The following is a 23232-nucleotide window of genomic DNA, read 5'->3' as shown; positions in this document are numbered from 1 at the left end:
GGGAGGAAGGGGGTTCTGCTACTGGCAGAATCACCGGCATGTTGCGCTGGCTGACCGCAGGCGAGTCGCACGGCCAGCAGCTCACCGCAATCCTGGAGGGCCTGCCCGCCGGCGTGGAAGTGCAGACCGCCGACCTCGACGTCCAGCTCGCCCGGCGGCGGCTGGGCCACGGCCGGGGCGCCCGGATGAGCTTCGAGACCGACGCGGTGACCGTCAGCGGCGGCGTCCGGCACGGGCGCACCCAGGGCGGCCCCATCGCCATCGGGATCGGCAACACCGAGTGGCCCAAGTGGTCGACGGTGATGTCGGCCGATCCGGTGGATGCCGAGGTGCTCGCCGGCCAGGCCCGCAACGTCCCGTTGACCCGGCCGCGCCCGGGGCACGCCGACCTGGCGGGGATGCAGAAGTACGGCTTCGACGACGCCCGGCCGGTGCTCGAGCGCGCCAGCGCCCGGGAGACCGCCGCCCGCGTGGCGCTGGGCACCGTGGCGCAGGCCTTCCTGCACCAGGTGCTCGGCGCGCGGGTCGTCAGCCACGTCGTGGCCATCGGCCCGGTGACCGTCCCCGACGGCGTGCTGCCCGGCCCGGAGGACAACCCGCTCATCGACGGGGACCCGGTGCGCTGCGCCGATCCGGGCGCCAGCGGTCGGATGGTCGCCGAGATCGATGACGCCCGGAAGTCCGGCGACACCCTCGGTGGCGTCATCGAGGTCGTCGTGCACGGCCTGCCGCCGGGTCTGGGCAGCCATGTGCACTGGGACCGCCGGCTGGACTCGCGGCTGGCCGGTGCGCTGATGGGTGTCCAGTCGGTCAAGGCCGTCGAGGTCGGTGACGGGCTGGAGACCTCCCGCCGGCGGGGCTCGGTGGCCCACGACGAGATCCGGCTGGCTGACGGGCGCGTCCAGCGGCTGACCGACCGGGCCGGCGGCATCGAGGGTGGGATGACCAACGGTGAGGTGTTGCGCGTACGGGCGGCGATGAAGCCGATCAGCACCGTGCCGCGGGCCCTGGCCACCATCGACACCGCCACGGGTGAGGCCGCCGTGGCGATCAACCAGCGCAGCGACGCCTGCGCCGTGCCGCGCGGCAGCGTGGTGATGGAGGCGATGGTCGCCCTGGTGCTGGCAGACGCGGTGCTGGAGAAGTTCGGCGGTGACTCGGTGGCCGAGACCCGCCGCAACGTGGCCAGCTACCTCGACGGGCTGACGTACCGGTGAACGCCGGCTACGGCCCCGTGCTGGTCTTGGTCGGGCCGCCGGCGTCGGGCAAGACGACGGTCGGGACGGCGGTCGCCGATGCCCTCGGCGTGCCCTTCCGGGACACCGACCACGACGTCGAGGCCACCGCCGGCAGCAGCGTCGCCGACCTGTTCGTCCAGCGCGGCGAACCGCACTTCCGCGCCCTGGAGGCGGCGGCCGTGGCCCGGGCGATGGCCGAGCACGACGGTGTCCTGGCCCTCGGGGGCGGTGCCGTCAGCAACGAGGACACCCGGAGGCTGCTGGTGGCCCACGGTCGGGCCGGCGGGACGGTCGTGTGGCTGGACGTCGACCTGCCCTCGGCCGCGCACCGGGTGGGTCTGTCCCGGGACCGCCCGATCCTCGGCCTCAACCCGCGGGCGATGCTGCGCATCATGCTGGAGACCCGCGCCCCGCTGTACGGCGAGGTGGCCACGCTGACCGTGGCCACCGGCAACCGGCCGGCCGAGGACGTCGTCGCCGAGGTGCTCGCCGCCCTGCAGGCCTCGGCCGGGCGCGGAGCCGGCTCGTGACCCCCGGCGTGCAGCGGGTGACCGTCGCCGGAAACCAGCCCTACGAGGTCGTCATCGGCCCCGGTGTGCAGGTCGAGCTCGGGCTCGTCCTCGCCGGCACCCCCCGCGCGGTCGTGGTGCACGCGCCGCCACTGGCTGCCGCGGCCGGCGCCGCGGTGGAGACGCTGCAGCAGGCCGGGGTGGCCGCCGAGGCCGTCGTCGTGCCCGACGGGGAGGCAGCCAAGTCCGCCGAGGTGGCGATCGGCGCCTGGGAGGAGTTCGGCCGGCTCGGGCTGACCCGCTCCGACGCCGTCGTCGGGCTCGGCGGGGGAGCGGTCACCGACCTGGCCGGCTTCCTCGCCGCCACCTGGCTGCGCGGCGTCCGCGTCGTCCAGGTGCCGACCAGCCTGCTCGGCATGGTCGACGCCGCCGTCGGCGGGAAGACCGGCATCAACACCGCCGCCGGCAAGAACCTGGTCGGGGCCTTCCACCCGCCGGCCGCCGTGCTCGCCGACACCGACGCGTTGGACGCGCTGCCCGAGGCGGAGTTCCGCTCCGGGCTGGCCGAGGTGGTCAAGTGCGGGTTCATCGCCGACGCGCAGGTCCTGGACCTGCTGGAGGCAGACCCCACCGGCCGCCGGGACACCGCGGAGCTGATCGGCCGGGCGGTGCAGGTCAAGGCCGACGCGGTCGCCGACGACCTCTACGACACCGGACGGCGGGAGTTCCTGAACTACGGCCACACCCTCGCCCACGCCGTCGAGCGGGTCGAGGACTTCGGCTGGCGGCACGGGGAGGCGGTCGCCGTCGGGCTGGTTTTCGCCGCCGAGCTCGCCGTGCAGGCCGGCCGGCTGTCCAGCACCGACGCAGACCGGCACCGCCGGCTGATCGCCGCGATGGGGCTGCCGACCAGCTACCGCGGCGACTGGCACCGGTTGCAGTCGGTGATGCGGATGGACAAGAAGGCCCGCGGTGCGTCACTCCGCTTCGTCGTCCTCGACGGGCTGGGCCGGCCCGGCATCCTGACCGACCCCGACCAGGCCTGGCTCGATGCCGCCTGGGCGGCCGTCTCTGAACCGGAGTCCGCATGACGATCCAGGTGCTCAACGGCGCAAACCTCGGCCGCCTCGGCAAGCGCGAGCCGGAGAAGTACGGGAGGACGACCTACGCCGAGCTGGTGCAGCTCATCGAGGCCGCGGCCGCGGAGCTGGATGTCGCGGTGCAGGTGCGGCAGACCGACTCGGAGGCCGAGCTGCTCGGTTGGGTGTTCGACGCTGCCGACGCCGGCGACCCGGTGGTGATCAACCCGGGCGGCTGGTCGCACACCTCCGTGGTGCTGCACGACGCGCTGGCCGGGCTGACCGCACCGCTGGTGGAGGTGCACCTCACCAACATCCACGCCCGCGAGGAGTTCCGGCACTTCTCCTACGTCTCGCGGGTCGCCGACGGGGTGATCGCCGGGCTCGGGGTGCAGGGCTACGTGCTGGCGCTGCAGTGGCTGGCGCAGAAGCGATGACCCGCACGGCTGAACGACGCGACCGGCTGCGCGCGACCACCGCCGAGGCCGGGCTGGACGCCGTCCTGGTCACCAACCTGCTCAACGTGCGGTACCTGACCGGGTTCACCGGCTCCAACGGCGCCCTGCTACTGCGCGCCGACGGCGACGACGTCTTCGGCCTCGACGGCCGCTACACGACCCAGGCCGGCGTCCAGGTGCCGGACCTCGAACTGCTGGTGGACCGGGCGACGGTGTCCGCGCTGGCCGCCCGGGCGGCCCACCTCAGCACCGGCCGGCTCGGCTTCGAGTCCCACGACGTCACCGTCGACGGGCTGCACGGCCTGGAGCGGGTGCTCGCCGACGCCGCTGACGGCGGCAGCGTGCCGGAGCTTGCGAGCATCCGCCGGGCCGTCGAGGCGCTGCGCGCCGTCAAGGACGACGGTGAGGTCGAGGCGCTCCGCCGGGCCTGCGCGGTCGCCGACCGGGCGCTGGCCGAGCTGGCCGCCGACGGGGCGCTGCGCCCGGGCCGCACCGAGCTCGAGGTCGGTCGCGAGCTGGACGCCCGGATGCTCACCCTGGGCGCCGAGGCGCCGTCCTTCGAGACCATCGTGGCCACCGGCGCCAACTCGGCGATCCCACACCACCGCCCCGATGCCACGGTGCTGCGCGACGGCGACTTCCTCAAGCTCGACTTCGGCGCCACCGTCGAGGGCTACCACTCCGACATGACCCGCACCGTGGTGCTCGGGCACGCCGCGGAGTGGCAGCACGAGGTCTACGCGCTGGTCGCTGCCTCGCAGGCGGCCGGCCGGGCGGCGCTGGCGGTGGGTGCCGAGGTCACCGCGGTGGACGCCGCCTCCCGCGACGTCATCGTCGCCGCCGGCCACGGCGACCACTTTCCCCACGGTCTCGGGCACGGCGTTGGCCTGGAGATCCACGAGGCTCCGGGCATCTCGGCGCTGGGCGCAGGTAGGCTGGCTGCCGGCATGGCCGTCACCGTGGAGCCGGGCGTCTACCTGCCCGGCCACGGCGGTGTTCGGATCGAGGACACCCTGATCATCACGGACGGCGAGCCCGAGTTGTTGACCCTCACGAGCAAGGAACTGCTGGTCCTCTAGATGGCTACCACCAACGACCTCAAGAACGGCACCGTCCTGAACCTGGACGGCCAGCTGTGGACCGTGACCGACTTCCAGCACGTGAAGCCGGGCAAGGGCGGCGCGTTCGTGCGCACCACGCTCAAGAACGTGCTTTCCGGCAAGGTCGTCGACCGGACGTTCAACGCCGGCCTCAAGGTCGAGACGGCCAACGTGGACAAGCGCTCGATGACCTACCTGTACCAGGACGGCGCCGACTACGTCTTCATGGACGGCGACACCTTCGACCAGATCCCGGTGACCGCGGCGACCCTCGGCGGCGGGGCGGACTATCTGCTGGAGAACACCGAGGTCATCGTGGCCGTGCACGAGAGCACGCCGCTGTACGTGGAGCTCCCGGTGACCATGGAGCTGCTGGTGCAGCACACCGACCCGGGCCTGCAGGGCGACCGCTCCACCGGTGGCACGAAGCCCGCGACGCTGGAGACCGGGGCGGAGATCCAGGTCCCGCTGTTCATCACCACCGGCGAGAAGCTCAAGGTCGACACCCGCGACGGCCGCTATCTCGGCCGGGTCAGCTGACTCAGCCGTGGCCGCCCGTACCAAGGCCCGCAAGCGTGCGGTCGACGTCCTCTACGAGGCCGACCTGCGCGGCAGCGACCCGCTCGCCGTTCTGCGCGACCGGATCGCCGACGGCAACCCGCCTGTCCCCGAGCACGCCGTCCGGCTGGTCGAGGGCGTCGTCGAGCACGCCGCCCGGATCGACGAGCTGATCGAGAAGCATGCCTCCGGCTGGTCGCTGGACCGGCTGCCCGACGTCGACCGCGCCGTGCTTCGGATGGCGGTGTTCGAGCTGCTCTGGGTCGATGACGTCCCCGACGCGGTGGTGATCGACGAGGCGGTGGAGCTGGCCAAGAGCCTGTCCACCGACGACTCGCCGGCCTACGTCAACGGCGTGCTCGGCGGGATCGTCAAGGCCGAGATCCCCACGTAGCCGGCGCCATGCACCGCTGAACGCCCACGGCCCACTCCGATCATCGGAGTGGGCTGCAGGCGTTCAGCAGTCAGCTTCAGCGCGAGTTGCGGCGGCGCTCCCAGTCGAGCGGCTCGTCGTCCTCGGTGGCGTATCCCACGCCGTCGGCGCCGGGGGAGAGCACACCCCACTCGATCAGCCGGGTGGTCAGCTCGTCGGGGCTCATGTCGTAGATGATCGCCAGCGACTTGAGGTCCTCGGCGCGGATGGACAGCACCTTGCCGTTGTAGTCGTGGCGCTGCGCCTGGATCGTCGAGGCGTAGCGGGCCAGCGGGCCGGCCTCGTCGGCGGGCAGCGAGCCCAGCGACTCCAGGTTCAGCACGATCTTCGTGCTCTTGGTGACCGCGGAACTCGGCCGCGGGTCGGGCAGCAGCTCGGACACCGGTACGCCGTAGAACACTGCGAGCTCGGACAGCCGCTGCACGGTCACCGCGCGGTCGCCACGCTCGTAGGAGCCCACGACGACGGCCTTCCAGCGGCCGTGGGACTTGTCCTCGACCCCCTGGAGGGACAGCCCCTGCTGGTTGCGGATGGCCCGGAGTCGGGCGCCCAGCGCCCGGGAGTAGTCGGTGCTCATGACCTCTGCTCACTGACTGTCGTCGGAAGGGGGACTCGCTGGTGACAGAGAGTACGCGGAGACGGCCCCGAGCGACAGCCGGGGCATCCGATCGGGTCAGAGGTCACTGTCGGCCCCCCCATTACCCGGCTGCGCCGGGCCCCCCGGAGGCCGTGCAGTACGGTCGTCAGCGCTCCCTCTCCTTTAACGACCCGTCCCGTGAGGCGGGGAAGGAGGCCTGAATGGCCGTGCCCTCGCCAACGTCCGAGGCCGCCCCCGGCGTGCTGATGACCGCCGACGACGTCGCCCGAGTGGTCGACCGCGTCGCCCATCAGCTCATCGAGCGGGCAGCCGCCGCTTCGCCGGGCGCCGCCGACGGCGCCCTGCGCGACCTGGTCCTGATCGGCATCCCCACCCGCGGCGCCCCGCTGGCCCGCCGGCTCGCCGCCCGCATCGAGGCCTTCACCGGCACCGCCGTGGACGTCGGCACCGTGGACATCACCCTCTACCGCGACGACCTGCGACTGCGCGGCGTCCGCGCGCTGGAGGACACCTGGCTGCCGGCCGCCGGCCTGGACGGCCGGCTGGTGGTGCTCGTCGACGACGTGCTCTTCTCCGGCCGCTCCGTGCGGGCCGCGCTGGACGCGCTGCGCGACCTGGGCCGCCCGCGGGCGGTGCAGCTGGCGGTGCTGGTCGACCGTGGCCATCGGGAGCTGCCGATCCGCGCCGACTACGTCGGCAAGAACGTCCCGACGTCCCGCACGCAGCAGGTGAAGGTGCGGCTCTCGGAGGTCGACGGGGTCGACGAGGTCGTCGTCTCCGAGGGGGTGGCCGCGTGAAGCGCCACCTGCTGGAGGCCGCCGACCTCGACCGCGCCGACGCCACGCTGATGCTGGACACCGCCGCCCAGATCGAGTCGGCGCTGGCCGGCCGCGAGGTCAAGAAGCTGCCGACGCTGCGCGGCCGCACCGTGGTCAACCTCTTCTACGAGGACTCCACCCGTACCCGGATCTCCTTCGAGCTGGCCGCCAAGCGATTGAGCGCCGACGTCATCAACTTCTCCGCCAAGGGCAGCAGCGTCTCCAAGGGAGAGAGCCTCAAGGACACCGCGCTGACCTTGGAGGCGATGGGCAGCGACGCGATCGTCGTCCGGCACCCCGCTTCCGGGGCGCCGCACCGGCTGGCGCACTGGGTCCGCGGCTCGGTCGTCAACGCCGGCGACGGCACCCACGAGCACCCCACCCAGGCGTTGCTGGACGCCTACACGATCCGGCAGCGGCTGGGCCGGCTCGACGGCGTCCGGGTGGTGCTGACCGGCGACGTGCTGCACAGCCGGGTGGCCCGCTCCAACGTCTGGCTGCTGCACACCCTCGGTGCCGAGGTCACCGTGGTCGCCCCACCGACCCTGCTGCCGGTGGGCGTGGGCAGCTGGCCGGTGTCGGTCAGCTACGACCTGGACGCCGTCCTGCCCAACGCCGACGTGATCATGATGCTGCGGGTCCAGGCCGAGCGGATGAACGCCTCGTTCTTCCCCAGCGCCCGCGAGTACAGCCGCCGCTACGGCCTGGACGCCCGCCGGATGGCGCTGCTGCCCGACGACGCGATCGTCATGCACCCCGGCCCGATGAACCGCGGCATGGAGATCGCCGCCGAGGTCGCCGACTCGGTGCGCTCCACCATCGTCGAGCAGGTCGGCAACGGCGTCTCGGTCCGGATGGCCGTTCTCTACCTGCTGCTCGGAGGCGCACCCGAATGACCACATACCTGATCAAGGGCGCGCGTCCCTACGGCGAGGACACCGTCGACATCGTGCTGCGCGACAGCATTATCGCCTCGATCGGCGAGGACCTGTCGGTGCCCGGCGCCGAGGTCGTCGATGCGACCGGCCTGGTCGCCCTGCCCGGCCTGGTCGACCTGCACACCCACCTGCGCGAGCCGGGCCGGGAGGACGCCGAGACCGTGCAGACCGGCAGCCGGGCAGCGGCGCTCGGCGGCTTCACCGCGGTGCACGCGATGGCCAACACCGACCCGGTCGCCGACACCGCCGGCGTCGTCGAGCAGGTCTGGCGGCTTGGCCAGGAGGCCGGATTGGTCGACGTCGTTCCGGTCGGGGCCGTCACCGTGGGGCTGGCCGGCACCCAGCTGGCCGAGCTCGGCGCGATGGCCGACTCCGCCGCCCGGGTCCGGGTCTTCTCCGACGACGGGCACTGCGTCGCCGACCCCGCGCTGATGCGTCGCGCCCTGGAGTACGTCAAGGCGCTGGACGGCGTCGTCGCCCAGCACGCCGAGGAGCCACGGCTGACCGCCGGCGCCCAGATGCACGAGGGCGACCGCTCGGCCCGGCTGGGCCTGACCGGCTGGCCGGCCGCCGCCGAGGAGGCCATCATCGCCCGCGACGTGCTGCTGGCCGGCCACGTCGGGGCCCGCCTGCACGTCTGCCACGTCTCCACCGCCGGCTCCGTGGACATCCTGCGGTGGGCCAAGTTCCGCGGGGTACAGGTCACCGCCGAGGTCACCCCGCACCACCTGCTGCTCACCGACGAGTGCGCCGAGGGCTACGACCCGGTGTTCAAGGTCAACCCGCCGCTGCGCACGGACGCCGACGTCCAGGCCCTCCGCGCCGGGCTGGCCGACGGCACGATCGACGCCGTCGCCACCGACCACGCCCCGCACGCGATGGAGGACAAGGAGTGCGAGTGGGCAATGGCCCGGCCCGGGATGATCGGGCTGGAGCAGGCGCTCTCGGTCGTCGTCGACACCATGGTCGAGACAGGCCTGCTCGACTGGCGTGGGCTGGCCGACCGGATGTCGGTGCGGCCTGCCGCGATCGGCCGGCTGGAGGGCCTGGGTCTCCATGCGCAGGGCCGGCCGCTGGCCCCCGGCGAGCCGGCCAACCTCGTGCTGGTCGACCCGGCGTTCCGGGGCACCGTCGACCCGGCCGCGCTGGCCAGCCGGAGCCGCAACAGCCCCTACGCCGGGCGGGAGCTGCCCGGCCGGGTGGTCCACACGTTCCTGAGAGGTGCACCGACTGTGCTCGACGGCAAGGCGACCCGATGACCGCGATCCTGGTCCTCGAGGACGGGCGCACGTTCCGCGGCGAGGCCTACGGCGCGATCGGGACGACGGTCGGCGAGGCGGTGTTCGCCACCGGTATGACCGGCTACCAGGAGACGCTGACCGACCCCAGCTACCACCGTCAGGTCGTCGTCATGACCGCCCCGCACGTCGGCAACACCGGCGTCAACGGCGAGGACGACGAGAGCCGCCGGATGTGGGTGGCCGGCTTCGTCGTCCGCGACCCCGCCCGCCGCGCCGCGAACTGGCGGGCCACCGGCACCCTGGACGACGAGCTGGTCGCCCAGGGCGTCGTGGGCATCAGCGGCATCGACACCCGGGCGCTGACCCGGCACCTGCGCGACCGCGGCTCGATGCGGGTCGGCATCAGCAGCGAGCTGACCGATCCCGACGAGCTGCTGGCCCGGGTGACCGACAGCGCGAGCATGACCGGTGCCGACCTCGCGCCGGAGGTCAGCACCAGCGAGGCCTACGTGGTGCCGGCGGTGGGGCAGAAGCGGTTCATCATCGCCGCCCTGGACCTGGGCATCAAGACCGCCACTCCGCGGTACCTCGCCGAGCTCGGCGTCGAGACGCACGTGCTGCCGGCCACCGCGACCGCGGCGGACCTGCTCGAGCACGGCCCGGACGGCGTCTTCCTGTCCAACGGCCCCGGCGACCCGGCGGTGGCCGACTACGCGGTCGAGGCGGTCCGCGGGGTGCTGGACGCCCGCCGTCCGCTGTTCGGCATCTGCTTCGGCAACCAGATCCTCGGCCGGGCGCTGGGCCTGGGCACCTACAAGCTGCGCTTCGGGCACCGCGGGCTCAACCAGCCCGTGCTCGACCGGGTCAGTGGCACTGTCCGGGTGACCAGCCACAACCACGGCTTCGCCGTCGACGCCCCGCTGGGCCGGGCGGTCGACACTCCCTACGGGCGGGTGGAGGTCAGCCACGTCGGGCTCAACGACGACGTGGTGGAGGGGCTGCGCTGCCTCGACGTCCCGGCGTTCAGCGTGCAGTTCCACCCCGAGGCCGCCGCCGGCCCGCACGACGCCAACCCGTTGTTCGGCCGGTTCGTCGACCTGATGGCCGCCGAGCACGACCAGCCTGCCGGCGAGCACGCGGTCTCCCCACCGCCGGTCGTCGAGCACACGACGGGGGAGAAGAGCTGACATGCCGAAGCGGACAGACATCCAGCACGTGATGGTGATCGGCTCCGGGCCGATCGTCATCGGCCAGGCCAGCGAGTTCGACTACTCCGGCACCCAGGCCTGCCGGGTGCTCAAGGCCGAGGGGCTGCGGGTCAGCCTGGTCAACAGCAACCCGGCGACGATCATGACCGACCCCGAGGTCGCCGACGCCACCTACATCGAGCCGCTGACCCCGGAGTTCGTCGAGAAGGTCATCGCCGCCGAGCGCCCCGACGCGCTGCTGGCCACCCTCGGCGGGCAGACCGCGCTGAACATCGCGATCGGGCTGTTCGAGAACGGCACCCTGCAGAAGTACGGCGTCCAACTGATCGGCGCCGACGTCGAGGCGATCAACCGCGGTGAGGACCGGCAGCGGTTCAAGGACATCGTGCGCTCCATCGGCGCCGATGCTCCGCGCTCGACGGTCTGCACGTCGGTGGACGAGGCGATCGCCACCGCCGAGGAGGTCGGCTACCCGGTCGTCATCCGGCCCAGCTTCACCATGGGCGGACTCGGCTCGGGCATCGCCACCGACGAGCCGATGCTGCGCCGGATGGCCACCCACGGCCTGACCGACTCCCCGGTCTCCTCGGTGCTGATCGAGGAGTCGGTGCTGGGCTGGAAGGAGTACGAGCTCGAGCTCATGCGCGACCGCAGCGACAACGTGGTCGTCGTCTGCTCGATCGAGAACATCGACGCGATGGGCGTGCACACCGGCGACTCGGTGACCGTCGCCCCGGCGATGACGCTCACCGACCGCGAGTACCAGGAGATGCGCGACGTCGGCATCGCGGTGCTGCGCGCGGTCGGTGTCGACACCGGCGGCTGCAACATCCAGTTCGCGGTGCACCCGGGAACCGGTCGGCTGGTCGTGATCGAGATGAACCCGCGGGTGTCCCGGTCCAGCGCGCTGGCGTCCAAGGCGACCGGCTTCCCGATCGCCAAGATCGCCGCCAAGCTGGCGATCGGCTACACCCTCGACGAGATCACCAACGACATCACCGGGGTCACCCCTGCCTCGTTCGAGCCCTCGCTGGACTACGTCGTGGTGAAGATCCCGCGGTTCGCCTTCGAGAAATTCCCCGGCGCCGACCCGCGGCTGACCACCACGATGAAGAGCGTCGGCGAGGTGATGGCCATGGGCCGCAACTTCACCGAGGCGCTCGGCAAGGCCATGCGCTCCACGGAGACGACGCTGGCCGGGTTCTGGACCGGTCCGGAGTCCCTGGCCACCGCCGAGCAGCTGCTGGCCCAGCTGCGGGTCCCGGTCGACGGCCGGCTCTACCTGGCCGAGCAGGCGCTGGGCGCCGGCGCCACCGTCGAGCAGGTGGCCGAGGCCAGCGGCTTCGACGCCTGGTTCGTCGACCAGATCGCACTGGTCCACGAGATCGGCGAGCAGGTCCGCGAGGCGCCCTCGCTCACGCCCGAGCTGCTGCGGCGGGCGAAGCGGCACGGCCTGTCCGACCGGCAGGTGGCGGCGCTGCGGCCCGAGCTCGCCGGCGAGGACGGCGTCCGCACGCTGCGCTGGCGGCTGGGCATCCGGCCGGTCTACAAGACCGTCGACACCTGCGCCGCCGAGTTCGCCGCGGCCACGCCGTACCACTACTCCTCCTACGACGAGGAGACCGAGGTCCGGCCCCGGGAGAAGCCCGCGGTGCTGATCCTCGGGTCGGGGCCGAACCGGATCGGGCAGGGCGTGGAGTTCGACTACTCCTGTGTGCACGCGGTGATGGCGCTGCAGGACGCCGGCTACGAGGCGGTGATGGTCAACTGCAACCCCGAGACCGTCTCCACCGACTACGACACCGCCGACCGGCTGTACTTCGAGCCGCTGACCTTCGAGGACGTCCTGGAGGTCGTGGAGGCCGAGCGCGCCGTGGGCCCGGTCGCCGGGGTCATCTGCACCCTTGGCGGCCAGACGCCGCTGGCCCTGGCGCAGCGGCTCAAGGACGCCGGCGTCCCGGTGCTGGGCACCTCCCCGGAGGCCATCGACGCCGCCGAGGACCGCGGCGCCTTCTCCCGGGTGCTCGCCGACACCGGGCTCACCGCGCCCAAGCACGGCATGGCGACCACGTTCGCCGAGGCCCGCGAGATCGCCGCGCGGATCGGCTACCCGGTCCTGGTGCGGCCCTCCTACGTGCTGGGCGGGCGCGGCATGGAGATCGTCTACGAGGACGCCACGCTGGAGGCCTACATCACCAAGGCCACCGACGTCAGCAGCGACCACCCGGTGCTGGTCGACCGCTTCCTCGAGGACGCCGTGGAGATCGACGTCGACGCCCTCTACGACGGCACCGAGCTGTTCCTGGGCGGCGTGATGGAGCACATCGAGGAGGCCGGCGTGCACTCCGGGGACTCCGCGTGCGCGCTGCCGCCGATCACCCTGGGCGGTGCCGACATCGCCGGCATCCGGCAGGCCACCGAAGCCCTCGCTGCTCGGATCGGCGTCCGCGGGCTGATGAACGTCCAGTACGCCATCAAGGACGACATCCTCTTCGTCCTGGAGGCCAACCCGCGGGCCAGCCGGACGGTGCCGTTCGTCTCGAAAGCGACCGCGGTGCAGCTGGCCAAGGCCGCCGCGCGGATCGCGGTGGGGGAGAGCATCGCCCACCTGCGCAGCGTCGGTGTGCTGCCGGCCGGCGACGGCGCCGACCTGCCCGAGGACGCCCCGATCGCGGTGAAGGAGGCCGTGCTGCCCTTCCACCGCTTCCGCACCGAGGAGGGCCACGGCGTGGACACCGTGCTGGGCCCGGAGATGAAGTCCACCGGCGAGGTGATGGGCCTGGATACCGAGTTCGGCACCGCGTTCGCCAAGTCCCAGGCCGCCGCATACGGACTGCTGCCCACCGAGGGCACCGTGTTCGTGTCGCTGGCCAACCGGGACAAGCGCGGGGCGATCTTTCCGGTCAAGCGGCTGGCCGACCTCGGATTCCGGGTGCTGGCCACCGCCGGCACCGCCCAGGTGCTGCGCCGCAACGGGGTGGCCTGCGAGGTGGTCGGCAAGTACAGCGACGGACCGGGCAACTGCGTGGAGCGGATTCTCGCCGGCGAGGTCGACATCGTGGTGAACACCCCCTTCGGCGCCCCAGGCAACAGCGGGCCCCGGCTGGACGGCTACGAGATCCGCACCGCCGCGGTCACCGCCGGCATCCCGTGCATCACCACGGTGCAGGGCATGGCCGCCGCCGTGCAGGGCGTGGAGGCGCTGCGCCGGGGCGACATCGGCGTCCGCAGCCTGCAGGACCTGCACGCCGCGCTGGCGGTCTCCCGGGCCGCCATTATTACTGTCAAGGCGGCGCCCACCTCCGCCATCACTGCTGGAAGGGCGACGAGGGCATGACGCCGCCGGTGCCACCGGCTAGCTCCCCGCCGGTACAGGCCATGGCCCAGGTCGCCTTCCGCCGGCCGGTCGGCGCCTACGTCGAACTTGGGCTCTCCGCACCGGCCATCGCCGGGGCCGCCGCGCCGGGGCAGTTCGTCGCTTTCGCCGTTGGCGGGCCGACCTCGGCGAACCTGCTGCGCCGCTCGATCGCCATCAGCGGCGTCGGCGGCGGGCGGGTGCACGTGGTCGTCTCCCCGCACGGCCCCGGCTCCACCTGGCTGGCCGGTCTGCAGCCCGGTGCCGAGGTCGACGTCGTAGGCCCGCTGGGGCGCCCCTTCCCGCTGCCGCCGCCGGGCACCCCGGCGCTGCTGGTGGGCGGGGGCTACGGCGCCGCGGCGCTGGTCGGGCTGGCCGGCCGGCTGCGCGATGCGGGTTCCGAGGTCGCGGCGGTGTCCGGTGCGGCGTCAGCGGACCGGCTGTGCTCGGTCGAGGAGCTCGGCGCGCTGGCCGCGCCGTTCCTGGTCACCACCGACGACGGCAGCGCCGGACGCCGCGGCTGGGTGACCACCGCGGTGGCCGAGCTGATTCACGGCGCCGGGGTGGTCTACGCCTGCGGACCGATGGGCATGCTGCGCGCGGTCAGCGACCAGGCCGTCGCCGTCGGCATCCCCGGCTACGTGGCGGTGGAGGAGTCGATGGCCTGCGGGATCGGGGTCTGCATGACCTGCGTGCTGCCGATCGTCGGCGCCGACGGGCGCACCCGCTTCGCCCGGTCCTGCGTGGAGGGCCCGGTGTTCGGCGGGGACCGGGTCCGGTTCGGCGACGTCGGCACCCTGCCCGGCGACGTGGTCGGGGCCGACGCGATGGGGTTGGTGACCGCATCCGCGCCGACGGCCACGGAGACCACGGGCTCGACCCCGTTCAGTTCGCAGGGGCAACGGTCGCCCGAGGGCGGGACCTCCGTGATCCGGGTGGAGCCGTCATGACCGCCGGAACCTGTGTCGACATGTCGACCTCGCTGGCCGGGGCCGGGATTCCCAGCCCAGTACTGACCGCCTCGGGCTGCTCGGCCTTCGGCCGCGAGCTCGACCCCTTCTTCGACCTGGGGTCGATCGGGGCGGTGGTCACCAAGTCGGTCCAGCTGCGCCCCCGGTCCGGCCGCCCGACGCCGCGGATGGCCGAGACTCCCAGCGGGATGCTCAACTCCATCGGCCTGCAGGGGCCGGGCATCGACGGGCTGCTGGCCGAGGAGCTGCCGTGGCTGGCCGAGCGCGGCGTCCGGGCGTTCGTCTCGATCGCCGGCACCCGGGTGGAGGACTTCGCCGAGCTCGCCGCCCGGCTGCGCGGCGTGCCCGGGGTCCTGGGCCTGGAGGTCAACATCTCCTGCCCGAACGTGGAGAGCCGCGGCGAGGTGTTCGCCTGCGACCCGGTCGCCGCCGCCGAGGTGGTGGCCGCGGTGCGTGCGGTCGCCGACCCGGCCCAGCCGGTCTACGCCAAACTCAGCCCGGACGTGACCGACATCGTCTCGGTGGCCGCCGCCTGCGCCGAGGCCGGCGCGAACGGCCTGTCGATGATCAACACGCTGCTCGGGCTGGTCATCGACCCCGACACCATGCGCCCGGTGCTGGGTGGGGTGACCGGCGGGCTGTCCGGCCCGGCGATCCGCCCGGTCGCCCTGCGCTGCGTGTGGCAGGTGCACAAGGGACTGCCCCACGTGCCCATCCTCGGCATGGGCGGCATCCGAACCGGCCTGGACGCGCTGCAGTTCGTGCTCGCCGGCGCCAGCGCCGTCTCGGTCGGGACGGCAGTCTTCAACGACCCGTCGGCCCCGGCGCGCATCCACGCCGAGCTGGCCGAGGCGTTGGCCGACCGCGGCTTCGCCCGGCTGGCCGACGCGGTCGGGCACGCCCACCGACCGCCGGACGGCCCCCGGTGAGCCGGCCGACGCACGCCGAGGTCGAGCCGTTCGGCCGGCGGCTGGCCGCGGCCGTGGCCGACCGGGGCCCGCTGTGCGTGGGCATCGATCCGCACCGTGCGCTGCTGGTCGACTGGGGCGTCGGGGACGATCTCGAAGGGCTGCGCCGGTTCACCGACATCGTGGTCGACGCCCTCGCCGGGCACGTCGCCGTCCTCAAGCCGCAGATGGCCTTCTACGAGCGGCACGGCGCCGCGGGGGTCGCCGTCCTGGAGGACGCGGTCGGCCGGGCGCGGTCGGCCGGGGCGCTGGTGCTGCTGGACGCCAAGCGCGGCGACATCGGCTCGACGATGGACGCCTATGCCGACTACCTGCGCAGCGACCATCCGATGGCGGTCGACGCGCTGACCGTGAGCCCCTTTCTCGGCCCCGGCTCGCTGGAGCCCGCGGTGCGCACGGCCACGCGGTTCGGGGGCGGTCTGTTCGTGCTGGCCCGCACGTCCAACCCCGAGGGCGCCGACGTCCAGCTGGCATCGGCCGGGCAGCGGACCGTCGCCCAGGCCGTGGTGGACGCCGTGGGCCGCTGGAACGCCCCCGAGTGGCTGGTCGACGACCCCGAACCGGACCCGGGGGCCTTTGCCGACCAACAGGGCCGCTGGGGCTGGACGACCGGCTCCTTCGGCGTCGTCGTCGGCGCGACCCTGCCCGAGCTGGACGTCGACCTCGCCGGGCTGCGCGGGCCGGTGCTCGCCCCGGGGCTGGGTGCCCAGGGCGGTTCGGTCGCGGACCTGCGTCGGCTCTTCGGTACCGGACGGGCCGTCGTGCCGACCGTGTCCCGGAACGTGCTGGGCGCCGGACCGGACGTCGCCGCGCTGCGCGCCGCCGCGGACCGGTGGACGGCGGAGCTGGCCGGGTGAGACGGGCCGCGACGTGGGCGACCGGTGTCCTCAGCGGCCGGCGTGGTCGTGTTTGCCGCGGCGAACCGCGGCCCGGCCGGCTGGTTCGCCTACTCCCCGCTCGAGCATGCGGCCCCTGCAGCCCGAGGGCGCCTACGAGAGCCGGCTCCAGCTGTCCTTTGCGGACCGGTGGACCGTCCTCTGGACCGGTGGGCACCTCGTCGGAGCCGGCCTGCTGGTGCTCGGGCTGCTCGTGGTCGTCGGGCTGGCGGGCTGGCTCCTGGGACAGCGGTCCGGACGACGTTGCGCACCTTCGGTGTGACGCTGTGTTCCACCGCGCCGCAGTACGCCCCGGCCCGGCCGCGGTCGACCTGTCGACTCCCCGGCCGACCAGCAGTGATTCCTGCGTTCCGGAACGACCGGGTTCGCGGGGGCGGGGTGAAGCACACCGGTGACCGGGCAGTGACATCGGGTCCAGGATGACCAGCCGGTTCCGGGTGACTAGGTTGGCGCCAGGCTCACGCCATGGGCCGCGCGTACCGACCACCACAGACCGAAGAACCGGGCCGGCTGTCCCGCCGGCATGAAAACGATTGGGTTGCTCCGTGCCCCTTCCCGAGTTGTCCCCCGAACAGCGCGCTGCTGCCCTGGAGAAGGCGGCCGCGGCCCGCAAGGCCCGCGCCGAACTGCGCGAGAAGCTGAAGAGCAAGGGGGCCACCGTCAGTGACGTCCTCAAGCAGGGCGAGACCGACGAGGTCATCGGCAAGATGCGCGTCTCGGCGGTACTGGAGTCGCTCCCGGGCGTGGGCAAAGCCCGCGCCGCCAAGATCATGGAGCGGCTCGAGATCTCGCCGACCCGTCGCGTGCGCGGTCTCGGCGCCAACCAGCGCAAGGCGCTGGAGGCCGAGTTCGCCGGCGAGGTCATCGAGCCCTGAGCCCCACCCTGCCCCGCCCAGCCGCCACCCCCGCCACCAGGGCGCCCCGCATGGCCCCGCCGTCGCCGTCGGCCCGCCTGACGGTCCTGTCGGGGCCCTCAGGGGTCGGCAAGGGCACCGTTGTGGCCGAGGTCCGGCGCCGACACCCGGAGGTCTGGGTGTCGGTGTCGGTGACCACACGTGCGCCCCGTCCCGGCGAGGTCGACGGCGAGCATTACTGGTTCGTCGACTCCGAGTACTTCGACTGGCTCATCGCCAACGGGGGGCTGCTCGAGTGGGCGGAGTACGCGGGCAACCGGTACGGCACCCCGAAGGCCCCGGTCGACGAACAACTGGCCGCGGGGTCACCGGCCCTGCTGGAGATCGAACTGCAGGGCGCGCGCCAGGTGCGGGCGCGGGCCCCGGAGGCCCAGCTGGTGTTCCTCGCGCCCCCGTCGTGGGGCGAGCTGGTCAGCCGGCTGGCCGGCCGGGGGACCGAGCACCCCGAGGTGCAGTCCCGCCGGCTGGCCCTTGCGCAGGCCGAGCTGGACTCGTCCGGGGAGTTCGACGTGGTGGTCGTCAACGACGACGTGGCCCGGGCCGCGGACGAGTTGGTACGATTGCTGACTGCGCCACCGTCCGGCCCGCCGTCCAGTGGGTCGACCGCCGGCGGCGCCCCCGAGTGAGACCGCCCGGCTGCCCCTCGGCCGGCCGGGTCCACTCCCGCAAACGAAGAGGAGCACGCTCGCCCGTGTCCGGAGTCGCACCCGCCCCTGAGGGCATCACCAACCCGCCCATCGACGAGCTGCTCGAGCGCACCAGCAGCAAGTACGGGCTGGTCATCTACGCCGCCAAGCGCGCGCGCCAGATCAACGCCTACTACAGCCAGCTCTCCGAGGGCCTGCTGGAGTACGTCGGCCCGCTGGTCGACACCGCGCCCCAGGAGAAGCCCCTGTCGATCGCGCTGCGCGAGATCAACGAGGGCCTGCTGACCCACACCGCCGGCGAGAACTGAAAGAGGACCCCGGTCCTCCTCACCCCTCGCAAGCTCGGGGCGAGCCTCTGGACCGGGGCCACGGCTGGTGGTGTGCGGTTGGCCGTCCCGCCCCTTGTGATGATGACGCCCCCGGTTCGCGCCGGGGGCGTCGTCGTGTCTGAGGGAGGATGGTCGACATGAGCCGGATCGTGTTGGGCGTGGGCGGGGGCGTGGCCGCCTACAAGTCGGCGCTGCTGCTGCGCGCGTTCACCGAGGCCGGCCACGACGTCCGCGTGGTGCCCACCGCGTCGGCGCTGCGCTTCGTCGGCGCGGCCACCTTCGAGGCGCTGAGCGGTAACCCGGTCAGCACCGAGGTCTGGGACGACGTCCCCGCGGTCGCCCATGTGCGGATCGGCCAGACCGCCGACCTGGTGGTCGTCTGCCCCGCCACGGCCGACCTGCTGGCCCGGGCCGCCGCGGGGCGGGCCGACGACCTGCTCACTGCCACGCTGCTCACCGCGCACTGCCCGGTCGTGTTCGTCCCGGCGATGCACACCGAGATGTGGCTGCACCCGGCCACCCAGGACAACGTCGTCACCCTGCGCCGCCGCGGCGCCGTGGTGCTGCCGCCGGCCGTGGGCCGGCTGACCGGCCCCGACTCCGGCCCCGGCCGCCTGCCCGAACCTGTTGACGTCGCCGCGCTGGCCGCGGTCGTGCTCAGCGATGGCGCCGCCGCACTCGCCCCCGACCTCACCGGCCGCCGCATCGTCATCAGCGCCGGCGGCACCCGCGAGCCGCTGGACCCGGTGCGCTACCTCGGCAACCGGTCCTCCGGCCGGCAAGGCTGGGCGCTGGCCCGGGTGGCCGTGGCCCGCGGGGCCGAGGTCGTGCTGGTCGGCGCCAACGTCGAGGACCCCGCGCCCTTCGGCGCCCGCGTCGTCCGGGTCGGGACGGCGGAGGAGCTACGCGTCGCAGTGCACGCCGAGACCGTCGGGGCGGGCGGCCGTGCCGCCGACGTGGTGGTGATGGCCGCCGCGGTCGCGGACTTCCGGCCGGCCAGCGTCGCCGGGACCAAGCTGAAGAAGGGTAGTGCGGCCGAGCCGTCGGCCGTCGCGCTGGTGCGCAACCCGGACGTGCTGGCCGAGCTGGTCACCGCCCGGCCCGCCGGGCAGCTGGTGGTGGGTTTCGCCGCGGAGACCGGCGACGCCGAGGGCGACGTGCTCACCCACGCCCGCGCGAAGCTCGCCCGCAAGCGCGTCGACCTGCTGGTGGTCAATGATGTCTCGGCCGGTCAGGTGTTCGGCACCGACGACAACGAGGTCACGGTGCTGGCCGCCGACGGCAGCGTCACCCCCGTGCGTGCCGGCCGCAAGGACGCGGTGGCCGCGGGCGTCTGGGACGTCGTCGTCCCACGGCTGGCGGCCCTGGACTGACCCCACCCGTCCGTCCGGGGTCGCCGCCCCGAACGCCTGTCGGTCTCCGCCGGTAACCTCATCGGTCGGGACCATCCCCACCACCGGACGCGATCAGCGCGCTCGGCAGTCGACTGCAGGGAGTACCCAGTGTCACGGCGTCTCTTCACCTCCGAGTCGGTGACCGAGGGCCACCCCGACAAGATCGCGGACCAGATCAGTGACTCGATCCTGGACGCGATGCTCGCGCAGGACCCGCGCAGCCGGGTCGCCGTCGAGACCATGATCACCACCGGTCAGGTGCACATCGCCGGTGAGGTGACCACCTCCGGGTACGTCGACATCGCCGCGATCGTCCGCAAGACCATCCTGGGCATCGGCTACGACTCCTCCCGCAAGGGCTTCGACGGTGCCTCCTGCGGGGTCAGCGTCTCCATCGGCGCCCAGTCGCCGGACATCGCGCAGGGCGTCGACACCGGCTATGAGTCCCGCACCGCCGGGCTCACGGATGTCGAGCACCGGGCCGCCGTGGCCGAGGACCGCATCGAGAGCCAGGGCGCCGGCGACCAGGGCCTGATGTTCGGCTTCGCCACCGACGAGACACCCGAGCTGATGCCGCTGCCGATCGCGCTGGCCCACCGGTTGGCCAAGCGGCTGTCCGCGGTCCGCAAGGACGGTTCGGTGCCCTACCTGCGCCCCGACGGCAAGACCCAGGTCACCGTGGTCTACGAGGACGACCGCCCGGTCGCGGTCGACACCGTCGTCGTCTCCTCCCAGCACGCCGAGGACATCTCGATCGAGACGCTGCTGGCCCCCGACGTGGCCGAGCTCGTCGTGGAGCCGGAGCTGGCCGCCCTCGGCCTGCCCACCTCCGGCTACCGGCTGCTGGTCAACCCGACCGGCAAGTTCGTCATCGGCGGCCCCATGGGCGACGCCGGGCTGACCGGTCGCAAGATCATCGTCGACACCTACGGCGGCATGGCCCGGCACGGGGGCGGCGCCTTCTCCGGTAAGGACCCGTCGAAGGTCGACCGGTCCGGCGCCTACGCGATGCGCTGGGTGGCCAAAAACGTGGTGGCCGCCGGACTGGCCCGCCGCTGCGAGGTGCAGGTGGCCTACGCGATCGGCGCCGCGCACCCGGTCGGGCTCTTCGTGGAGACCTTCGGCACCAACACGGTGCCCGAGGAGGTGCTGGAGAAGGCGATCGGCGCGGTGTTCGACCTGCGCCCCGGCGCGATCGTCCGCGACCTGGACCTGCTGCGCCCGATCTACGCCCAGACCGCGGCCTACGGCCACTTCGGGCGGGCCGACCTCGACCTGCCCTGGGAGCGGTTGGACCGGGTTGAGGCGCTCCGCTCGGCTGTGGGCATCTGAGAAAGGACCCCCTTGCTCCCCACCGCTCGCAGCCTCGCGGCGGGGCCCTGCAAGGGAGCCGTCCCAGCACGTCACCGAGCTCGGAGTGAGCCTCTGGGCGGGGCCGGGGGAGCATCGCAGCGCTGTCGGTCCGAGCGGAGAGACTGGTCCGGTGCGCGTGGCCCGGGTCGTCGTCGACGTGCCGCTGGCACACCTGGACCGGCCCTTCGACTACGCCGTCCCCGACGAGTTCGCCGACGACGTCCGGGCCGGTTGCCGGGTCCGGGTCCGCTTCGCCGGCAAGCTGGTCGACGGGTTCGTCCTCGAGCTCGCTGACACCACCGAGCACACCGGGAAGCTGGCGCCCCTGGCCAAGTTGATCTCCGGCGAGCCGGTGCTCACCCCCGAGGTGGCGGCGCTCGCCCGGTCGGTCGCCGACCGGTACGCCGGGTCCCTGACCGACGTGCTGCGGCTGGCAGTCCCACCCCGCCGGGCGGCCGCGGAGAAGCGGGCACCCGCCGAATGCCCCGCGGCGCCCCCGCAGCCGGACCCGGCCGGCTTCGCCCGCTACCTGACCGGCGTCTCCCTGCTGACCGCGATCGCCGAGGGGCGGCCGGCCCGCGCGGTGTGGACGGCACTGCCCGCCGAGGACTGGCCCGCCCGGCTGGTGGAGCTCGCCCAGGCGGCGCTGTCCGGGGGGCGTGGCGCGCTGCTCGTCGTCCCCGACGGCAAGGACCTCGACCGACTCGCCGCCGTGGCCGAGTCCCGGCTGCCCGCGGGCTCCGTGGCGGTGCTGCGCGCCGACGCTGCGCCCGATGCCCGGTACAGCCGGTTCCTGGCCGCCGCCCGCGGCAGCGCGCAGGTGGTGCTCGGCACCCGTGGTGCAGTGTTCGCCCCCGTGCGCGACCTCGGCCTGGTAGTGGTCTGGGACGACGGGGACGACCTGCACGCCGAACCGCGGGCGCCCTACCCGCACGCCCGCGACGTGCTCGTGCACCGGGCGCACCTGGTTTCGTGCGCTGCGGTGGTCGCCGGCACCGCCCGGACCGCCGAGGCCGCGCTGCTGGTGGAGTCCGGCTGGGCGCACGAACTCGTCGCCGACCGGGCCACGCTGCGCGGTGTCGCCCCCCGCGTCCAGGCGGTGGGCGACGACGTCGAGCAGGCCCGCGATCCGGCGGCCCGCAGTGCCCGGCTGCCCAGCCTGGCCTTCCGGGTGGCCCGCACCGCGCTGGCCGAGGGGGCGCCGGTGCTGGTGCAGGTGCCGCGCGCGGGCTACGCGCCAGGCCTGTCCTGCGAGCGCTGCCGGGCGCCGGCCCGCTGTCGGCACTGTGCGGGTCCGCTCGGCGTCTCGGCGACCCCGGGACCGGGCGGTTCGCGGGTGGCCGCCTGCCGCTGGTGTGCCCGCCCGGCGGCCAGCTTCGTCTGCCCGCACTGCTCGGGGACCCGACTGCGGGCCTCGGTTGTCGGCTCGGCCCGCACCGCCGAGGAGCTGGGCCGGGCGTTCCCGGGCGTCGTCGTCCGGATCTCCGGCCGGGGCACGGGCGTGCTGGCGACCGTCCCGGGCGGGCCGGCTCTGATCGTGGCAACGCCGGGCGCCGAGCCGGTGGCCGAGGGTGGCTACGGCGCGGCCCTGCTGCTGGACGCCTGGGCGCTGCTCGGCCGGGCCGATCTGCGGGCGGGGGAGGAGACCATGCGCCGCTGGCTGAACGCCGCGACGCTGGTCCGCCCCGGCGGCGCGGTGGTGGTTGCCGCGGACGCGTCGCACCCGGTGGTGCAGGCGCTTGTGCGCTGGGACCCGGCCGGGCTGGCCGCCCGCGAGCTGGCCGACCGGCGGGAGCTGGGCTTCCCGCCGGCCTCCCGGATCGCCGCTCTGTCAGCGTCCCCGGGCGCGCTGGCCGACTTCCGCGAGGCGTTGCGGCTGCCGCCCGGCGCCGACGTCCTGGGTCCGGTGCCCGAACCGCACCGGCCCGGCGCCCCGGCGCCGGAGAAGGAGCGGGAGCGCTACCTGGTGCGCGTGCCGCGCAGCGAGGGGGTCGCTCTGGCCCGTGCCGTGCACGACGTCCAGGGGGTGCGCAGCGCCCGCAAGGTCGCCGAGCACGTCCGGGTCCAGCTCGACCCGCTCGAGCTCGCGTGACGCCGCCGGCCCTACGCAGGTGGCCTGCCGAGCAGTCGATCATCGGCGTGCGGTCGACCTTCTCGGCGTGTCGTGCAGCCAGTTGCCGATGATCAACACACGAGGGGGCCGGACCGCCGCTCAGCCGCCGCCTAC

The 23232-nt window shown here is 73.6% G+C and carries 23 protein-coding genes; 22 read left to right on the top strand and 1 reads right to left on the bottom strand.

Annotated features, from left to right (window positions below; translation table 11 throughout):
- Positions 1–38: 38 nt before the first annotated feature.
- From aroC to nusB, 7 genes are read left to right on the top strand one after another with little or no spacing between them, the layout of a single operon-like run.
- Positions 39–1217 carry a chorismate synthase gene (gene aroC, locus BLW04_RS02925; protein ID WP_091537145.1) on the top strand — a complete coding sequence of 393 codons (1179 nt, stop codon included), beginning with the start codon at positions 39–41 and terminating at the stop codon, positions 1215–1217.
- Entirely contained in the window at positions 1214–1768 is a 555-nt protein-coding gene (locus BLW04_RS02920; protein ID WP_091537142.1) for a shikimate kinase, read from the top strand. Before aroC ends, BLW04_RS02920 begins: the two co-directional genes overlap by 4 nt.
- A complete protein-coding gene (aroB, locus tag BLW04_RS02915) occupies positions 1765–2838 on the top strand; it encodes a 3-dehydroquinate synthase (RefSeq protein ID WP_254780990.1) in 1074 nt (357 codons plus the stop codon). Before BLW04_RS02920 ends, aroB begins: the two co-directional genes overlap by 4 nt.
- Positions 2835–3263: a type II 3-dehydroquinate dehydratase gene (aroQ, locus tag BLW04_RS02910; RefSeq protein WP_091537139.1), complete on the top strand. Its 429-nt coding sequence runs from the start codon at positions 2835–2837 to the stop codon at positions 3261–3263. The genes aroB and aroQ overlap by 4 nt, the downstream gene beginning before the upstream one ends.
- Positions 3260–4363, top strand: coding sequence for a M24 family metallopeptidase (locus tag BLW04_RS02905; protein WP_091537136.1), 1104 nt, complete (start codon positions 3260–3262; stop codon positions 4361–4363). Before aroQ ends, BLW04_RS02905 begins: the two co-directional genes overlap by 4 nt.
- Positions 4364–4924: an elongation factor P gene (gene efp / locus BLW04_RS02900; protein WP_091537134.1), complete on the top strand. Its 561-nt coding sequence runs from the start codon at positions 4364–4366 to the stop codon at positions 4922–4924. It begins immediately after the preceding gene.
- Positions 4925–4931: 7 nt separating this feature from the next.
- Positions 4932–5336, top strand: a complete 405-nt coding sequence (nusB, locus tag BLW04_RS02895; RefSeq protein ID WP_091537131.1) for a transcription antitermination factor NusB — start codon at positions 4932–4934, stop codon at positions 5334–5336.
- 76 nt (positions 5337–5412) lie between these two features.
- On the opposite strand, the gene BLW04_RS02890 is transcribed toward nusB, so the two are convergent.
- Complete coding sequence (locus BLW04_RS02890) at positions 5413–5952, bottom strand: transcriptional regulator BldD (RefSeq protein ID WP_091537128.1); 540 nt, start codon at positions 5950–5952, stop codon at positions 5413–5415.
- A gap of 221 nt (positions 5953–6173) precedes the next feature.
- On the opposite strand from BLW04_RS02890, the gene pyrR reads away from it, so the two are divergent.
- The 15 genes from pyrR (at position 6174) to BLW04_RS02815 (ending at position 23097) form a co-directional block, all read left to right on the top strand.
- Positions 6174–6770 carry a bifunctional pyr operon transcriptional regulator/uracil phosphoribosyltransferase PyrR gene (gene pyrR, locus BLW04_RS02885; protein WP_091537126.1) on the top strand — a complete coding sequence of 199 codons (597 nt, stop codon included), beginning with the start codon at positions 6174–6176 and terminating at the stop codon, positions 6768–6770.
- Entirely contained in the window at positions 6767–7687 is a 921-nt protein-coding gene (locus BLW04_RS02880) for an aspartate carbamoyltransferase catalytic subunit (RefSeq protein ID WP_091537123.1), read from the top strand. The genes pyrR and BLW04_RS02880 overlap by 4 nt, the downstream gene beginning before the upstream one ends.
- Positions 7684–8988: a dihydroorotase gene (locus BLW04_RS02875; protein WP_091537121.1), complete on the top strand. Its 1305-nt coding sequence runs from the start codon at positions 7684–7686 to the stop codon at positions 8986–8988. The genes BLW04_RS02880 and BLW04_RS02875 overlap by 4 nt, the downstream gene beginning before the upstream one ends.
- Entirely contained in the window at positions 8985–10157 is a 1173-nt protein-coding gene (carA, locus tag BLW04_RS02870; RefSeq protein WP_091537118.1) for a glutamine-hydrolyzing carbamoyl-phosphate synthase small subunit, read from the top strand. Before BLW04_RS02875 ends, carA begins: the two co-directional genes overlap by 4 nt.
- A gap of 1 nt (position 10158) precedes the next feature.
- Entirely contained in the window at positions 10159–13515 is a 3357-nt protein-coding gene (gene carB, locus BLW04_RS02865) for a carbamoyl-phosphate synthase large subunit (protein WP_175483874.1), read from the top strand.
- A complete protein-coding gene (locus tag BLW04_RS02860; protein ID WP_217630811.1) occupies positions 13512–14483 on the top strand; it encodes an iron-sulfur cluster-binding protein in 972 nt (323 codons plus the stop codon). Before carB ends, BLW04_RS02860 begins: the two co-directional genes overlap by 4 nt.
- Complete coding sequence (locus tag BLW04_RS02855) at positions 14480–15433, top strand: dihydroorotate dehydrogenase (RefSeq protein WP_091537114.1); 954 nt, start codon at positions 14480–14482, stop codon at positions 15431–15433. The genes BLW04_RS02860 and BLW04_RS02855 overlap by 4 nt, the downstream gene beginning before the upstream one ends.
- Complete coding sequence (pyrF, locus tag BLW04_RS02850) at positions 15430–16329, top strand: orotidine-5'-phosphate decarboxylase (RefSeq protein ID WP_091537112.1); 900 nt, start codon at positions 15430–15432, stop codon at positions 16327–16329. Before BLW04_RS02855 ends, pyrF begins: the two co-directional genes overlap by 4 nt.
- A gap of 106 nt (positions 16330–16435) precedes the next feature.
- Positions 16436–16630 (top strand): hypothetical protein, encoded by a 195-nt coding sequence (locus tag BLW04_RS02845; RefSeq protein WP_091537109.1) that lies wholly within the window; start codon positions 16436–16438, stop codon positions 16628–16630.
- Between the two features lie 283 nt (positions 16631–16913).
- A complete protein-coding gene (gene mihF, locus BLW04_RS02840) occupies positions 16914–17243 on the top strand; it encodes an integration host factor, actinobacterial type (RefSeq protein WP_091537106.1) in 330 nt (109 codons plus the stop codon).
- 50 nt (positions 17244–17293) lie between these two features.
- Entirely contained in the window at positions 17294–17908 is a 615-nt protein-coding gene (gene gmk / locus BLW04_RS02835; protein WP_091537104.1) for a guanylate kinase, read from the top strand.
- Positions 17909–17973: 65 nt separating this feature from the next.
- Positions 17974–18237 carry a DNA-directed RNA polymerase subunit omega gene (gene rpoZ / locus BLW04_RS02830; RefSeq protein WP_014741310.1) on the top strand — a complete coding sequence of 88 codons (264 nt, stop codon included), beginning with the start codon at positions 17974–17976 and terminating at the stop codon, positions 18235–18237.
- A gap of 158 nt (positions 18238–18395) precedes the next feature.
- Positions 18396–19631 (top strand): bifunctional phosphopantothenoylcysteine decarboxylase/phosphopantothenate--cysteine ligase CoaBC, encoded by a 1236-nt coding sequence (coaBC, locus tag BLW04_RS02825; protein WP_091537101.1) that lies wholly within the window; start codon positions 18396–18398, stop codon positions 19629–19631.
- A gap of 129 nt (positions 19632–19760) precedes the next feature.
- Positions 19761–20984 carry a methionine adenosyltransferase gene (gene metK / locus BLW04_RS02820; RefSeq protein ID WP_091537098.1) on the top strand — a complete coding sequence of 408 codons (1224 nt, stop codon included), beginning with the start codon at positions 19761–19763 and terminating at the stop codon, positions 20982–20984.
- 151 nt (positions 20985–21135) lie between these two features.
- Positions 21136–23097: a primosomal protein N' gene (locus BLW04_RS02815; protein ID WP_254780988.1), complete on the top strand. Its 1962-nt coding sequence runs from the start codon at positions 21136–21138 to the stop codon at positions 23095–23097.
- Positions 23098–23232 lie beyond the last annotated feature (135 nt).

Origin of the sequence: Modestobacter sp. DSM 44400, assembly GCF_900107175.1 — a bacterium.
GTDB lineage: Bacteria > Actinomycetota > Actinomycetes > Mycobacteriales > Geodermatophilaceae > Modestobacter.
This window is presented reverse-complemented; position numbering and strand designations above follow the sequence as displayed.